The organism is Tropicimonas omnivorans (genome assembly GCF_031846565.1).
Lineage (GTDB): Bacteria > Pseudomonadota > Alphaproteobacteria > Rhodobacterales > Rhodobacteraceae > Tropicimonas_B > Tropicimonas_B omnivorans.
Genome location: NZ_JAVRHL010000001.1, coordinates 463765 through 478010 on the forward strand (window position 1 = coordinate 463765; position 14246 = coordinate 478010).

At 66.9% G+C, this 14246-nt stretch carries 15 protein-coding genes and 1 tRNA gene; 11 read left to right on the top strand and 5 right to left on the bottom strand.

Going from position 1 to position 14246, the window contains the following annotated elements:
• Positions 1 to 71 precede the first annotated feature (71 nt).
• From RM543_RS02315 to RM543_RS02330, 4 genes are all read left to right on the top strand, one after another.
• A complete protein-coding gene (locus RM543_RS02315; RefSeq protein WP_311689236.1) occupies positions 72 to 1934 on the top strand; it encodes an ABC transporter ATP-binding protein in 1863 nt (620 codons plus the stop codon).
• Positions 1931 to 3772, top strand: coding sequence for an ABC transporter ATP-binding protein (locus RM543_RS02320; RefSeq protein ID WP_311689238.1), 1842 nt, complete (start codon positions 1931 to 1933; stop codon positions 3770 to 3772). Before RM543_RS02315 ends, RM543_RS02320 begins: the two co-directional genes overlap by 4 nt.
• Positions 3773 to 3776: 4 nt before the next feature.
• Entirely contained in the window at positions 3777 to 5003 is a 1227-nt protein-coding gene (locus RM543_RS02325) for a class I SAM-dependent RNA methyltransferase (protein WP_311689240.1), read from the top strand.
• Positions 5004 to 5088: 85 nt separating this feature from the next.
• Positions 5089 to 5592, top strand: a complete 504-nt coding sequence (locus RM543_RS02330) for a L,D-transpeptidase family protein (RefSeq protein WP_311689242.1) — start codon at positions 5089 to 5091, stop codon at positions 5590 to 5592.
• Positions 5593 to 5604: 12 nt separating this feature from the next.
• On the opposite strand, the gene RM543_RS02335 is transcribed toward RM543_RS02330, so the two are convergent.
• Together RM543_RS02335 and dalA are read right to left on the bottom strand one after the other, a co-directional pair.
• Positions 5605 to 6903 carry a cation:proton antiporter gene (locus RM543_RS02335; RefSeq protein ID WP_311689243.1) on the bottom strand — a complete coding sequence of 433 codons (1299 nt, stop codon included), beginning with the start codon at positions 6901 to 6903 and terminating at the stop codon, positions 5605 to 5607.
• A gap of 14 nt (positions 6904 to 6917) precedes the next feature.
• Entirely contained in the window at positions 6918 to 7424 is a 507-nt protein-coding gene (gene dalA, locus RM543_RS02340; protein ID WP_311689245.1) for a divisome-associated lipoprotein DalA, read from the bottom strand.
• 217 nt (positions 7425 to 7641) lie between these two features.
• On the opposite strand from dalA, the gene RM543_RS02345 reads away from it, so the two are divergent.
• Together RM543_RS02345 and RM543_RS02350 are read left to right on the top strand one after the other, a co-directional pair.
• Positions 7642 to 8223, top strand: a complete 582-nt coding sequence (locus tag RM543_RS02345; protein WP_311689247.1) for a L,D-transpeptidase — start codon at positions 7642 to 7644, stop codon at positions 8221 to 8223.
• 143 nt (positions 8224 to 8366) lie between these two features.
• Positions 8367 to 8549, top strand: a complete 183-nt coding sequence (locus tag RM543_RS02350; protein WP_116084780.1) for a hypothetical protein — start codon at positions 8367 to 8369, stop codon at positions 8547 to 8549.
• Positions 8550 to 8645: 96 nt separating this feature from the next.
• Here the strand turns inward: RM543_RS02350 and hemH are convergent, their stop codons facing one another.
• Together hemH and RM543_RS02360 are read right to left on the bottom strand one after the other, a co-directional pair.
• Positions 8646 to 9695: a ferrochelatase gene (hemH, locus tag RM543_RS02355; protein WP_311689250.1), complete on the bottom strand. Its 1050-nt coding sequence runs from the start codon at positions 9693 to 9695 to the stop codon at positions 8646 to 8648.
• A complete protein-coding gene (locus RM543_RS02360) occupies positions 9692 to 10579 on the bottom strand; it encodes a methyltransferase domain-containing protein (RefSeq protein WP_311689252.1) in 888 nt (295 codons plus the stop codon). Before RM543_RS02360 ends, hemH begins: the two co-directional genes overlap by 4 nt.
• Positions 10580 to 10608: 29 nt before the next feature.
• On the opposite strand from RM543_RS02360, the gene RM543_RS02365 reads away from it, so the two are divergent.
• Genes RM543_RS02365 through RM543_RS02380 form a run of 4 tightly spaced genes read left to right on the top strand, consistent with a single transcriptional unit; the run spans position 10609 to position 12906 of the window.
• Positions 10609 to 11325, top strand: a complete 717-nt coding sequence (locus RM543_RS02365; protein ID WP_311689254.1) for a ComFC family protein — start codon at positions 10609 to 10611, stop codon at positions 11323 to 11325.
• A gap of 33 nt (positions 11326 to 11358) precedes the next feature.
• The gene (gene grxC, locus RM543_RS02370) at positions 11359 to 11616 is read left to right on the top strand and encodes a glutaredoxin 3 (RefSeq protein WP_311689256.1); all 258 of its coding nucleotides are present in this window, start codon (positions 11359 to 11361) and stop codon (positions 11614 to 11616) included.
• 4 nt (positions 11617 to 11620) lie between these two features.
• Positions 11621 to 12469, top strand: a complete 849-nt coding sequence (locus tag RM543_RS02375) for a carbon-nitrogen hydrolase family protein (RefSeq protein WP_311689258.1) — start codon at positions 11621 to 11623, stop codon at positions 12467 to 12469.
• Positions 12466 to 12906, top strand: a complete 441-nt coding sequence (locus RM543_RS02380) for a MarR family winged helix-turn-helix transcriptional regulator (protein WP_311689260.1) — start codon at positions 12466 to 12468, stop codon at positions 12904 to 12906. The genes RM543_RS02375 and RM543_RS02380 overlap by 4 nt, the downstream gene beginning before the upstream one ends.
• A 15-nt stretch (positions 12907 to 12921) precedes the next feature.
• Here RM543_RS02380 and RM543_RS02385 read toward each other — a convergent pair whose 3' ends face one another.
• Positions 12922 to 13908: a complex I NDUFA9 subunit family protein gene (locus RM543_RS02385; protein WP_311689262.1), complete on the bottom strand. Its 987-nt coding sequence runs from the start codon at positions 13906 to 13908 to the stop codon at positions 12922 to 12924.
• Positions 13909 to 14075: 167 nt separating this feature from the next.
• Between RM543_RS02385 and RM543_RS02390 the strand changes: the two genes are divergently transcribed.
• Positions 14076 to 14162, top strand: a tRNA-Leu gene (locus tag RM543_RS02390).
• Positions 14163 to 14246: the final 84 nt, after the last annotated feature.

Genomic DNA, 14246 nt, shown 5'->3' on the forward strand with positions numbered 1-14246 from the left:
GTCCCCCCGGCGGGCGCGCGCTACATCAGCGGCTCTCCGCAAGACACTCCCAGCCACGAGACGTGTTCGCCGTGTTCCGCTACTTCGAGACCCTGATCGACCCGTATCAGCCCTCCGATGAGGCCGATACGCCACCGAAGCGGCTCTGGCCGTTCCTGAAGGGCTATACCCGGCCCTTCAACGGCATCATGGCGGTGGCGACGATCCTGTCCGTGCTCGTGGCGGTCATCGAGGTCGGCCTGATCTGGTACATGGGGCGGCTGGTCGACATGCTGGGCGGCACGGACCCGGGAGAGGCCTGGGCGGAGCACGGGGCCGAACTGGTTCTCGTCGCGCTCGGTATCCTGACGGTGCGGCCGCTCATACAGGGCGTCGGCGTCGCGGTCCTGAACAACACGCTCCTGCCGAACCTGACCGCGCTCATCCGCTGGCGCGCGCACAAGCACGTCCTGCGCCAGTCGGTCGGCTGGTTCGAGAACGATTTCGCGGGGCGCATCGCCAACCGGATCATGCAGACGCCGCCCGCTGCCGGCGAGGCGGTCTTCCAGGTGTTCGACGCGCTGACCTATTCCGTCAGCTACCTCATCGGCGCGGCCGTCCTCTTGTCGGGCTCCGACCCCAGGCTCGTCCTGCCCCTGCTGATCTGGTTCGCGCTCTATTCGCTTCTCGTGACGTGGACGATCAGGCGCGTCGGTCCGGCCTCAAAGGCGGCGAGCGATGCGCGGAGCCATCTGACGGGGCGCATCGTGGACAGCTACACGAACATCCACTCGGTGAAGATGTTCGCCCATCACGAGACCGAGCTCAGCTATGCCAAGGATGCGATAGAGACCTCGCGGCGCACCTTCATGACGGAGATGCGGATCTTCACGATCATGGACCTGTCCCTGACCGTGCTGAACGGCCTCCTGATCGTCGGCGTGGTGGGCTGGGCGCTTCTTCTCTGGACCGGCGGGACGGCGACGGTGGGCGTGGTCGCGGCAGCGACGGCGCTGACGCTCCGGCTGAACTCGATGACGGGCTGGATCATGTGGGCCCTGTCCTCCTTCTTCCGCGAGCTCGGCGTCGTGTCCGAAGGGATGGAGACCATCGCGCAACCGGTGGGGCTGACGGATCGCCGCGATGCCGCTCCGCTGGCGCCCGGATTTGGCAGGATCGCGTTCGAAGGGGTCTCTCATCACTACGGACGGGGGCAGGGCGGGCTCGATCACCTGACGCTCAGGATCGCGGCGGGCGAGAAGGTCGGCCTCGTGGGACGGTCGGGGACGGGCAAATCGACTCTCGTGAAGCTGCTCCTGCGGTTCTACGACACCGAGGACGGCCGCATCGAGATCGACGGGCAAGACATCTCCGGCGTGACGCAGGACTCCCTTCGGCGCGCCATCGGAATGGTGCAACAGGACAGCTCGCTGCTGCATCGCTCCATCCGCGAGAACATCCTCTATGGCCGCCCCGATGCGACCGAGGCGGAGATGCGCGCCGCAGCGGCCCGCGCCTCCGCGGACGGGTTCATCCCGGAGCTGTCGGACAGCGACGGGCGCACGGGGTATGACGCGCATGTCGGCGAGCGGGGCGTGAAGCTCTCCGGCGGCCAGCGGCAGAGGATCGCCCTGGCGCGGGTGATCCTGAAGAACGCACCGATCCTCGTGCTCGACGAGGCGACCAGCGCGCTCGACTCCGAGGCCGAGGCAGAGATACAGGACGCGCTCTATGGCGTCATGAAGGGCAAGACGGTGATCGCCGTGGCGCACCGGCTCTCCACCATCGCCCACATGGACCGGATCGTCGTCCTCGAGGACGGACGCATCGCCGAGGAAGGGACCCATGCCGAGCTTCTCGCGCGGGATGGTCTCTACGCAGGCTTCTGGCGCAGGCAATCCGGGGGCTTCATCGGAACGGACGACGATCCCGAGACGAACGGACAGGCGACATGACACCTCTTGCCGATCTCATCCGGCCTTTCACCCCGGCCGATGGCGGCCCGCCCCGCTCGCTGATCGCGTTCATGCGCTGGGCGCTGAGGGGGTCGATGGGCGTGATCGCCCTTGCAGGTCTCGTCTCGGCGCTCGTCGGCACGATGGAGGTCGTCAGCGCGGCCGTGCTCGGCTGGCTCATAGACGGCGCGCTCGCATCGGGACCGGACGCGGTCTTCTCGGAGCAACTGGGCCTCATCGTCTTCGCCGCGCTCTTCTTCGTCCTTCTGCGCCCGATCGCCTTCGGCGCCTCGGCCGCGGCGAACGCCATCGTCATCCAGCCCAACGTCTTCCCGCTCGTCCTGTCCCGCATCAACCGCTACACGCTCGGCCAGTCCGTCACCTATTTCGACAATGATTTCGCCGGCCGCATCGCCCAGAAGCAGATGCAGACGGCGCGCGCGGCGACCGAAGTGGTGAGCGAGATCGTCAACACGATCCTCTTCGCGCTCGCCTCCATCATCGGTGCGGGGGTGCTCCTCCTCGGGATCGACTGGCGGGTGGCCCTGTCCCTGATCGTCTGGCTTGGCGCCTATTTCGCGCTCATCGGCTGGTTCATGCCGCGTATTCGCCTGCGCTCCAAGGACCGGGCGGCGGCGCGGGCCATGGTCTCGGGGCAGATCGTGGACACGATCACCAACATCAAGACCGTGAAGCTCTTCGGTCATTCGGAGCACGAGGACGGCGCCGCGCTCGAGACGATGGAGCGCTACCGCACCGACGCGATCTCCTTCGGTCGCCTGTCCTCGGCATTCCGCCTGTGTCTGATGACGGTGGCGGGGTTCCTGCCGGTCCTTCTCATCGGCGGCACGCTCTGGCTCTGGTCCCTCGGCGGGGCGAGCGCGGGGGACATCGCGGCCACCGGGGCCATCGCCATCCGCATCGCGCAGATGACGGGCTGGGTGTCCTTCACGCTGATGGGGATCTACGCCAATGTCGGCGAGGTCGAGGACGGGATCCGCACCCTGACCCCGCCCCACGCACTGACCGACAAGCCGGATGCCAAGCCGCTTCCCCAGGTGCGCGGCCTTGTCGAGTTCGACGACGTCACCTTCACCTATGGCCGCGGGCCGGGCGCGGGCGGTGGCTTGCGGAATATCTCGCTGACATTGCACGAGGGGGAGAAGGTCGGCCTCGTCGGGGCGTCCGGTGCCGGCAAATCGACCCTCGTGTCGCTGCTCCTGCGGCTCTACGACACCGAACACGGCGCGATCCGCATCGACGGACACGACGTGCGGGACATCACGCAGGAGAGCCTGCGCAAGCAGATCTCGATGGTCACGCAGGAGACCGCCATGTTCAACCGGTCCGCGCGGGACAACCTGCTCTACGGCAGGCCCGGCGCTGGCGAGGAGAGCATGGTCGAGGCGGCGGACCAGGCCGAGGCCCATGCTTTCATCGGTGATCTGAGGGACTTCAAGGGACGCTCCGGGTACGAGGCGCATCTCGGCGAGCGGGGCGTGCGGCTCTCCGGCGGGCAACGCCAGCGGATCGCGCTCGCCCGCGCCATCCTGAAGGACGCGCCGATCCTCGTTCTGGACGAAGCGACGAGCGCGCTCGACAGCGAGGTGGAGGCGCAGATCCAGACGGCGCTGGAGAGGGTAATGGAGCACAAGACGGTTCTCGCCATCGCCCACCGTCTGTCCACCATCGCGCATATGGACCGGATCGTCGTCATGGAGGAGGGCCGGATCGTGGAACAGGGCACGCATACGGAGCTGCTTCGCCTCGGCGGGGTCTATGCCGGTTTCTGGGAAAAGCAGTCGGGCGGTTTCCTCGGACTGGACGCAGCGGAGTAAGGCAATGTCGGATCGGATCACTGCCCAGATCGAGCGGCTGGGACATCTCGGCGACGGCATCGCGCCCGGACCGTACTTTGCGCCGCGGATGCTCCCGGGGGAGGTCGTCTCCGCAGTGCCGGAGGGCTCCCGCCTGACGCAGCTGCGGATCGAGACACCCTCGGCCGACCGGATCGCGGCGCCCTGCCGCCACTACAAGGCCTGCGGCGGGTGCTCGCTGCAACATGCCTCGGACGCGTTCGTCGCCTCCTGGAAGGAGGAGGTTGTGCGAACGGCGCTGGCGGCGCAGGGTCTGGACGCGCCGTTCCGGGACATCCACGTGGTCCCGCCGAACAGCAGGCGCCGGGCGACGCTCTCGGGGCGCCGCCTGAAGAAGGGAGCCCTCATCGGGTTCCATGCAGCCGCAAGCGATACGGTCACCGATATTCCCGGCTGCCTGATCCTCACGCCGAAGCTCCTCGCCGCACGGGCGGTGCTGGCGGAGATCGTCCAGGCCGGGGCGTCGCGCAGCGGGGAGGTCGCCCTGACCGTGATCGATGCAGAGAACGGCATCGACCTGTCCGTCCGCGGCGGAAAGCCCCTCGATCGGGAGCTGAGGACGGACCTCGCACGGCTTGCCGGGGCCAATGGAATCGTGCGTTTCACGTGGAACGGCGAGCCCATCGCGCAGGAGGAGCCGCCGGTGGTGCGGGTGGACGGGATCGCCGTCACGCCCCCGCCCGGCGCTTTTCTGCAGGCGACCGCATCCAGCGAAGCCGCGATCCGGGCGGATGTGGCGGAGGCCCTGTCGGGAGCCGAGCGGGTGGCGGACCTCTTCGCCGGCTGCGGGACATTCGCCCTGCCGCTGGCCCGGTCCGCCGAGGTGATCGCGGTGGAAGGCGAGCGCGAGTCCATCGATGCGCTGGACGCGGCGTGGCGGAATGCGAGCGGACTGAAGAAGATCACCACCATTGCCCGGGATCTGTTTCGCCGGCCGCTTCTGCCTGATGAGCTTGCGAAGGTGGACGGGATCGTCATCGATCCGCCGCGCGCCGGCGCCGAAGCCCAGATGAGGGAAATAGCGGCGTCGAACGTTCCGGTCGTCGCTTCCGTATCCTGCAGCCCGGCCACCTTCGCGCGCGATGCGGCGATCCTCGTGGAGGCAGGCTTCCGCATCGACTGGCTGCGGGTGGTGGATCAGTTCCGCTGGTCCCCTCACGTGGAGATCGTGGCGAAGCTGTCGCGCGGCTGACCGCTCACCTGCATGTGAACTTCAACGTCGGCCCGTTTTCGGATATGTTTACCTCAAAATAACACGGGCAGTGGACAAACGAAGAATGATCTTCACGCGGCGATCGATGCTCCTTGCGGGCACCGCGGCCCTCCTCGCGGGCTGCGCAGACAAGTTCCGGACCTATAACGGGCCGGAAGTCACTCGCGTTCAGCTCTATAAATCGCAGCGGAAGCTGGTGCTCTGGCACTACGACAAGCCCCTTCGGACCTACGATGTCGGCCTCGGCTTCAGGCCCGTGGGCCACAAGGTCTACGAGGGGGACGGGCGCACGCCCGAGGGCGCCTACACCATCGACAAGCGCAATCCGAACAGCGCCTTCCATCTGTCCATCGGCATTTCCTACCCCAACGAGCGGGATGTCGAGGTGGCGCGGGCGCTCAATCGCTCTCCGGGTGGGGACATCTTCATCCATGGCGGGCCGCGCAAGGGCCGCGATCCCGAGAACGTCCGGGATTGGACGGCCGGCTGCATCGCCGTTTCCGACAAGCAGATGGAACACATCTACGCCATGGTGCGCGACGGAACCCCGATCGACATTTTCCCATGACATCGCAGGCGGTTACGTCTTGCCCGCCTTCTGCCGCATGCTGCGCATCCTGACCGGGAACGGAAAGGTCGGGCGATGCTCGGGAGCGTCGTCCTGCGTCTTGATCCAGCGCCCGTAACGCCCGGCAAGCGGAGCCGCGGCCGCGCCGTGGAGCACGATGGACATCAGCACGGTCAGGAACACGACGCGCTGGATTTCCTCGATCCCTGGCACCGCACCGCTTTCCGTCAGAAGCAGAAGGTAGAGGATGGAGGCGAGGCCGCGCGGGCCGAACCAGCCGAGGAACAGCACCGTCGCTGGCGCCATCCTCGTCCCGACGAGGGACAGCGCAACCGGCACCATCCGCAGCACCGTCAGCGACAGGATCGCGTAGAGCACGTGCCGCAGCCCTAGCGATTCGAGCTCCGGCAGCAGGACCGCCCCGAAGAGCAGGAAGACGAGCAGCGTCAGAAGCTGTCCCTCCGTCTCCCCGAAATCCTCGACACCCTCGAGCACGACGCGGGAGCGCGTCCCGACGATCAGCCCCCCGGCAAACGCCGCGATGAAGCCGTTGCCGCCCACCAGCTCGGCGGCGGTGAAGGCGATGATGGCGAGGCAGAGGGTGGAGATTCGCAGGAAGATCTCGTTCATCCACTCCCGCGCATGGGCCCGCGTGATGAGGTACGTCCCGCCGAGCCCGACACCGAGGCCGACGAGCGGGCCGAGGATGAGCTGGCCTAGGATGAAGGACGCCCAGCCCATTGCACCGATCTCGCCGCTGCCGACGCCAAGATCCTCCACCGCGCCGCCCGCGAAGGACGCGATGAAGAGAAGGGCGGGAAAGGCGATGCCGTCATTGAGCCCGCTCTCGACGTTCAGACCCTGGCGAATGCGCTGCGGCACGCGGGCATCCGACACGACGGCCTGTCCGAGGGCCGCATCGGTCGGCGCGAGGATGACGCCGATGAGCAGCGCCGGCCAGAGACCGAGGGTCGGAAAGAGGAGCATCGCGGCGCCCGTCCCGGCCGCCACGGTCAACGGAAGCCCGATCCCGAGGAGGCGAAGTGGCACGTCATGTTCGCTGCCGAGGCGGCGCAGGTCGATTCGGGCGGCATCGGTGAAGAGCGCGACCACGAGGGTGAGTTCGGCGAAGGTCTGAAGGCTGCTGCTCTGGATCTGCGGATCGATCACGCCGAGGACGCCACTGCCTGCGACGAAGCCGAAGGCGGTGAAGACCATCGGCGCCGTCACCATCCCGGCCTCGGCCCTGCGCGAGATCAGGGCGAAGGCGAGGATGCCGGCGGCGATGGCGAGAAGAGCGGTGGTGTCCACTGTTCAGGGCGCGATCAGGTGCCGGTGATCAGCGTCCACCAGATCTTGCCGTTGCGCTCCTGGAACCAGGAGAAGCCCAGGGACCGGGCCTGCGGATCCATGATGACCGAGCGCGTATCGGGTTCGGTCATCCAAGCGGACAGGGTCTGGAGCTCGGTTTCATAGGTCTCGGAGATGTTCTCGCCGATGAGCTGCCGATTGAAGCCGGCGCGGCGCACCCGATCGAGCGGGGAGGAGCCGTCGGAGCCGAAATGCCAGGGCCGGTTCTGCACGCTCATGTCACGCGAATGGGTGGCGGCGGCGGCGTTCAGCGAGGCGTCGAGCTGGAGCTGCGTCAGGCCCTGCGCCGAGCGCAGCGTGTTGACCGAATCGAGGACCCGGAACTGGATCTCCCCTGCATCCCTGGCGCTGATGTTGTAGACGCGGATGCCGTCCGGCGTGGTCGTGTCGATCGGAGCGACAGGGGTGCAAGCCGCGATAACGAGAGCGAGAATCGAGAGCGCCGGGAATAGTCGCAGCATGGATCTGTCCTGATTGGGCATCAAAATGAGACCGTGACCCCATACCCTTGCCCAACGGAACCTTCAAACAAATCCGCCGATCGTGCGACATTGGCGGTGGAATGATGCCGACGCGCCGATATTCGCGATGCGTTTACGAAGCGTTAACCCTTCGTCGTTGCCGCGTGCCCCCCTCCGCCGTACACTGCGACGTCCCCAACCAGTCAGGAGGGCTCCCATGTCAGATGAGCTTTCACACCGCCTGTCCCGGCGCGCGCTCCTTGCGGCCGGCCTTGCGACACTTGCGACCCCGGCCCTTGCCCAGAGCACGACCCCGATCGGTGGCCTCTCCCCCACCAGCCGGAACCAGTCGTCCTTCATCATGCAGGGCTGGCGGGAGCACTTCAAATCCCTGCGCGGCGGAGCGATCCTGGTCGATACCAAGTCCCGCGCCCTGCATTACTGGTCCGCCGATGGCGGGACGTACAAGCTGTATCCCAGCTCCGTCCCCCTGTCGGATGATCTGACCCGGCTGGGGCGGACATCCGTGGTTCGAAAGGTCGAGGGGCCGTCCTGGTCGCCGACACCGAACATGCGCAAACGCAATCCCGAATGGCCGGCGCACGTCCCTCCGGGGCCGGACAATCCGCTCGGCACGCATGCGCTCTACCTGTCGTGGAAGTATTACCGCATCCATGGCACGCATGACACGCGCAAGATCGGCCGGCGTTCTTCCAGCGGTTGTATCGGCCTCTACAACGAGCATATCGCAGAACTTTATTCGCTCGTGAGGCCCGGCGCCCAGGTGTTGCTAATTTGACGACATCGCCTTCGGGAGGCGGAATTTCGAGCTTTGCGCAATTGCAATGGCGAGGTCGCTCTGCAACAGATTTGGACACGAGGTACTACTTGGGTGCGCGGGCATCCTCACTGACCGTGTCCGTGCGTTAACTGGAGGTTGACATGAAAAAAGTCGCTCTCGCCGCTGCGCTCTCCGTGGCTGCAACCGGTGCGTTCGCTGGCGGTCTCGCCGAGCCGATCATGGAGCCGGAAGTCATCGTTGAGGACACCTCGTCCTCCAACGGCGGCATCATTGTTCCGATCCTGCTGCTCGTCCTGATCGCAGCCGCCGTCTCCAACTCGTAAGACACGGGTTCACGACGTAAATTACGGAAAAAGGCGGGGTATTCCCCGCCTTTTTTCACATTCAGCGTTCGCTTCGCGGCGCGAGTGGCATCCGGATCAGTCGACCCAGCCTCGCAGGTTCTCCTCGATGACGCGGGTCAGCATGTCGAGATGCGCGGCGCCTTCGTTGAGGCACGGCACGTAGGTGAAGCTCTCGCCGCCGGCATGCTCGAAGCTCTCCCGGATCTCCTCGTTGATCTCCTCCAGCGTCTCGATGCAGTCGGCCGAGAAGGCAGGCGCCATGACCGCGATGCGCTTCTTGCCCGCCTTCGCCAGACGCGCGACCTCTTCGACGGTGTAGGGCTGAAGCCACTCCTCGGGGCCGAATTTCGACTGGAACGTCGTGACCACCCGGTCCGTGTCCCACCCGAGGCGATCCCGGAGCAGGCGCGTCGTCTTCTGGCACTGGCAGTGATACGGATCGCCCTGCTTGAGGTAGCGTTCAGGCAGCCCGTGATAGGAGCAGACGAGCACGTCCGGCTGCGTCTCTCCAAGCGTCTCGAGCACCGATCCGGCCAGAGCGTCGATGTAATCGGGGCGGTCGAAATAGGGCGGAACGACGCGCGCAACCGGTTGCCAGGTTTCCTTCATCAGGGCCCGGAAGAAGGCATCGTTCGCCGTGGCGGAGGTCGCGCCGGCGTAATGCGGGTAGAGCGGGAAGAAGAGGATGCGGTGGCAGCCCGCCTCGGTCATCGCGCGGACCTTGGATTCGGTCGAGGGATTGCCGTAGCGCATGCAGTAGTCGATCATCACGTCATCGCCATGCGCCGCCTTCAGCCGCGCCTCGATGCCGGCCTTCTGCGCCTTGGTGATCGTCGCGAGCGGGCTCTCGTCCGCCTCGATGTTCCAGATGGAGCGGTAGGCCTTCCCGGATGTGAAGGGGCGCTTGGACAGGATGATTCCCTGCAGAAGCGGCTGCCAGATCCAGGGCGAGTAGTCGATCACGCGCCGGTCGCTCAGGAACTCCGAAAGGTATCGGCGCATGGAGCGGTAATCGGTGCCGTCGGGCGTGCCAAGGTTGGCGACCAGGATGCCGACCTTCGGACGCTTGACGGGCGGGTGGTCCGCCGGGAGGTGCGCCGCGGTCGACGGTGTCATGTCGTTCATCGTGTCGAATCCTCGGAATTGCGTGGCGTCCGCTGTCCCGCGGGCCCGGTATCCTCGCCCGGCATGGCTTCATCATGCAACGGCTCTTCGGCCGTCCCGAGCGCGTCAGCGAGCCGCACCTGCGCGCTGCCGGGCCGGAGTGGTTGCTGCTGGGAGGCATCCGGGCTCCAGCCTGTCAGCCAGACGAGGTCGAAGGTTGCCGGCAGGCGGCCGTCTGCATCCCGCGGGTAAAGCGCCTCGGCGCGCTCGAAAAGCGAACGGGGCGGCACGGCCCGGTGGCGTGCGGCAAGGGCGTTCGTCTCTCCCATCGCGCGGAGGTCATGCATCAGTGCGCCGAGGCTGCCGTAGCTTACCTTGAGCCGCGTCTGATCGGCCACGGGAAGGGCCAGCCCGGCGCGTTGGATCAGGGCGCCGAGATCCCGGATTTCGCCCATCGGAGCCACGCGGGGAGACAGGCCGCCGGCGATCTCCGCCTCCGCCGAGGCGAGGGCGGTGCGCAGCTCGGTCAGCGTCTCGCCGCCGAAACAGCAGGCGATGTAGAGCCCGTCCGGCTTCAGGGCGCGGCGCGCCTGGATCATCTGCCCGACCGGATCGTTCGACCAGTGGAGGGACAGGACGTCGAGGACCAGATCATGAGCCCCCGGCGACAGCGGCAGCGTCTCGGCATCCGCGACGCACGTACTTCCGGGCCGCAGGCCCGACCAGAGTTCAGGAAAGGGGGAGATGACGGCAGGCGCTGTAAACGCCCTGTTAACGTCCATCAGTCTTTCATCGGCCTCGTCGGCGACGGCCAGATGCAGGAAATCGGCAAGGCCGGCGCGAAGGGCGCGGGCACGTCTGAGGGCGAGGGCCGGGCGGTCGGCCAGTAGCGGGCGTTCACTCATGCAAGCGGAGCTAGACATTGCTGGCGCGAATGCAAACCCTCCTGAGGCAGGTCTATCCGCCGCACTGCATCTGCTGCCCCGTGCCGGTGGCCGACCATGGCGGCCTCTGCGCAGACTGCTGGTCCGGATTGGAGGTGATATCGGGCGCGATCTGCGAGCTGTGCGGCGTTCCGGTCGGGGGCGAAGAGGAGGCGGCCGGCGTGATTTGCGACGCCTGCCTGTCCATCGCGAGACCATGGAAGAGGGGGCGTGCGGCGCTCGTCTATGGCGGAAGCGCGCGGCGCATCGTCCTCGGTCTGAAACACGGCGACAGGACGGAACTGGCACGCCCGGCAGGTCGCTGGATGGCCGCGGCCGGAGCGGATCTGCTGAGCGGCGCTCCCCTGATCGCGCCCATTCCCCTCCACTGGACCCGGCTCGCCGGACGCCGCTACAATCAGGCCGCTCTTCTTGCGCAATCCGTCGCGCGCCACGCGGAGGCGGAGTGCGTTCCCGACCTCCTCACCCGTACCCAGTACACGCCGACGCAGGCGGGCCGCGGCTATGACGGGCGTTTCGCCAACGTGATGGACCGCCTCGCCCTGCATCCGCGGCGCCGGGGGGCGGCAAAGGGGCGCGATATCGTCCTCATCGATGACGTGATGACCTCCGGAGCGACTTTTGCCGCGGCGACGGAGGCCTGTCTCGCCGGGGGCGCGGCCTCGGTTTCGGTGCTGGCGTTGGCAAGGGCCCTTCCTCAAGCCTAAGTAAGACCCAACCAGACCTTGGAAGGGCGACCCATGGCGATTGTCGAAATCTACACCACCCAGACCTGCGGCTTCTGCCACGCGGCGAAGCGGCTACTGAAGCAGAAGGACGTTCCGTTCACCGAGATCGATGTGACCGGAGACGCCGAGGCGCGGGAGAGCCTGATGGAGAAGGCCGGCGGGCGCCGCACGGTGCCGCAGATCTTCATCGACGGTCAGGGCATCGGCGGCTTCGACGAGCTGGCCGGGCTCGAGCGGGAGGGCAAGCTCGATCCTCTCCTGACGGCCTGACGGGATGCGCATCGCGCTCCTCCAGACCAATGCGTCGGACGATCCTGCCCGAAACCTTGCCGCCACCCACGACATGATCGTGGAGGCCGCCGAGGGCGGCGCGACGTTCGTGCTGACCCCGGAGGTCACCAATTGCGTCTCCGCCAACCGCACCCGGCAAACCTCCGTGCTGCGGCCGGAGGAGAAGGATGCGACCCTGTCCGCGCTCGCCGCCGCTGCCGAGGAATACGGGATCTGGCTCCTGATCGGATCGCTGGCGCTGCAATCGGGCGATCCGGACGGGCGCTTTGCCAACCGCTCCTTCCTGATCGGGCCGGATGGCATGGTGCGGGCCCGGTACGACAAGATCCACATGTTCGACGTGGATGTCTCGCCGGAGGAGACGTACCGCGAATCGGCCGGATATCGCCCCGGCAGCGAAGCGATCCTGGCACGGACGGAAATCGGCACGATCGGAATGACGATCTGCTACGACGTCCGTTTCCCGCATCTTTACCGCAGCCTCGCGCAGCAAGGGGCGGAGATTCTCACCGTCCCCGCCGCCTTCTCTCCCGGCACCGGCCCGATGCACTGGGAGCCGCTCCTGCGCGCGCGCGCCATCGAGACGGGATCCTTCGTCCTCGCCCCGGCACAGACCGGAACGCATAGCGCCACATCGGGCCGGGAGCGGCGGACGCACGGTCATTCGCTCGTGGTGTCCCCCTGGGGCGAGGTCCTGCTCGATGCCGGCACCGAGCCCGGGGTCCATTTCGCCGAGATCGACCTCGCCGCCGTCTCGGAGGCGCGCCGCAAGGTCCCCTCCGTGCTCTCAGACGCGGTCTTCGACGTGCGGGTCATGGGAGAGCCGACGTGAGCGAACGGACGGACAGTCTCGCCGTCGCGCTCTTCAGCGAGATCTTCACGGTCGACCAACTTGCACGGAACCGTCTGTCCCGCGCCATGCCGCGGGGGATGGAACTCAGTCACTTCGCGGTCCTCAACCACCTCGCCCGGCTGGAAGAGGAACGCAGCCCCGCCCAGCTCGCCCAGTCCTTCCAGGTCACGCGGGCGGCGATGAGCAACACCTTGGCGAAGCTGGAATGGGCGGGGCACATCCATGTCCGCCCCGATTGGGAGGATGCCCGGCGCAAGCGGGTCTCCGTCTCCCCTGCCGGTCGCAAGGCGCGGGATGCCGCTCTGCAGGCCATCGCGCCCATCGTGGCGCAGGTCGTGGAGGAAATCGGACCGGAGCGCGTGCGTGCCGCGTTACCGGTCCTGAGGGAGTTGCGGGAGCGGCTCGGCGCCGGCTGAGCGTCAAGCGGCGCCTCAGATCTGGTTGCGCAGCTTCTTCGCGGATTCTTTGACTGTCGAATACTGGCCCGACGGGCGGAAGCGCCACAGGTAGTCCGGCAGGACCGCTTCCATCGCGGCGGGCTGAATTCCGAGATCGTCGAACCCCATGTGAGTGCCGGAGACCACGTTGTCCTGGCGCAGGTTCGCGACCTGATCGTGGGTGATCGGGCCCTTGATCAGCCCGAAGGTCAGCGCACGCACCGCACCGAAGCCGCTGGCCATCAGGTTGGCGATGCCGAACGGCACGTTCGCGACGAACCGGTTCTTGCGGATGACGTGCAGCATCTGCTGCATCAGCTCCCGGAAGGTGTGGGTATCGGGGCCGCCGAGCTCGTAGATGCCCGGTTTCGCCGTGCCGGACAGGCCCGCCATCGCGGCGCGAGCGACATCGTCCACCCAGACCGGCTGAAACTTCGTCTCGCCACCCACGACCGGAAGGACAGGGCCAAACCGCGACATGCCGGCGAAACGGTTGAAGAACTCGTCCTCCGCACCGAACACGATGGACGGGCGCAGGACCACGGCCTGCGGCATGTGCTGCAGCACGCCCGCCTCGCCGGCGGCCTTGGTGCGGGCATAGGCGCTATCTGAGTCTGCATCCGCTCCGATGGCCGAGATCTGGACGAAGTCCCGGATCCCGTCGGCCGCGGCCAGCCGCGCGATGCGGGTCGCGCCCTCGTCCTGGACGGCCTCGAAGGTGTTCTTGCCGGATTCGTCGAGAACTCCGACGCAGTTCGCCACCGCATCGGCGCCATTGAGGGCCTGCGCGACGGAGGCGTCGTCCCTGATGTTGCAGAAGATCGGTTCGACCTGCCCGACAACGCCGTAGGTGCGGACGAAGCCTGCTTCCTCCGGGCGGCGGCAGGCGACACGGACGCGCCAGCCTTCCGCGGCCGCACGGCGCGCGATGTATCGTCCAACGAATCCCGATCCGCCGAAGATCGTCACCAGCCTGGTCATGCCGCGCGCTCCATCTGCTTTTGACCGGTTAGGGATTACCGGTAGGCCCGTCGGGGAACAAGCCGCAAGCGTCTTATCTGCGCTGCTCCGCCGCAGCGAAAGACTAGTTCTCAAATCGCCGTTGACAGCCCCCCGCCCGCCTTATAGATCCCCCGCTCACGACACCTGCCCAGGTGGCGGAATTGGTAGACGCGCCAGCTTCAGGTGCTGGTGTCTGTATGGACGTGGAGGTTCGAGTCCTCTCCTGGGCACCAGTTATCCCCGGTAACTCCTTGGCTCGCCTCAGCTTTTCTTGAGCTGACCAGAGGCGTAGTACCATCCCATGGCTACGCCGTGGC

Coding starts and splice junctions, on each gene's coding strand:
- RM543_RS02320 (WP_311689238.1), top strand. CDS start 1,931: ATGACACCTCTTGCCGATCTCATCCGGCCTTTCACCCCGGCCGATGGC.
- RM543_RS02325 (WP_311689240.1), top strand. CDS start 3,777: ATGTCGGATCGGATCACTGCCCAGATCGAGCGGCTGGGACATCTCGGC.
- RM543_RS02330 (WP_311689242.1), top strand. CDS start 5,089: ATGATCTTCACGCGGCGATCGATGCTCCTTGCGGGCACCGCGGCCCTC.
- dalA (WP_311689245.1), bottom strand. CDS start 7,424: ATGCTGCGACTATTCCCGGCGCTCTCGATTCTCGCTCTCGTTATCGCG.
- RM543_RS02345 (WP_311689247.1), top strand. CDS start 7,642: ATGTCAGATGAGCTTTCACACCGCCTGTCCCGGCGCGCGCTCCTTGCG.
- RM543_RS02350 (WP_116084780.1), top strand. CDS start 8,367: ATGAAAAAAGTCGCTCTCGCCGCTGCGCTCTCCGTGGCTGCAACCGGT.
- hemH (WP_311689250.1), bottom strand. CDS start 9,695: ATGAACGACATGACACCGTCGACCGCGGCGCACCTCCCGGCGGACCAC.
- RM543_RS02360 (WP_311689252.1), bottom strand. CDS start 10,579: ATGAGTGAACGCCCGCTACTGGCCGACCGCCCGGCCCTCGCCCTCAGA.
- RM543_RS02365 (WP_311689254.1), top strand. CDS start 10,609: ATGCAAACCCTCCTGAGGCAGGTCTATCCGCCGCACTGCATCTGCTGC.
- grxC (WP_311689256.1), top strand. CDS start 11,359: ATGGCGATTGTCGAAATCTACACCACCCAGACCTGCGGCTTCTGCCAC.
- RM543_RS02375 (WP_311689258.1), top strand. CDS start 11,621: ATGCGCATCGCGCTCCTCCAGACCAATGCGTCGGACGATCCTGCCCGA.
- RM543_RS02385 (WP_311689262.1), bottom strand. CDS start 13,908: ATGACCAGGCTGGTGACGATCTTCGGCGGATCGGGATTCGTTGGACGA.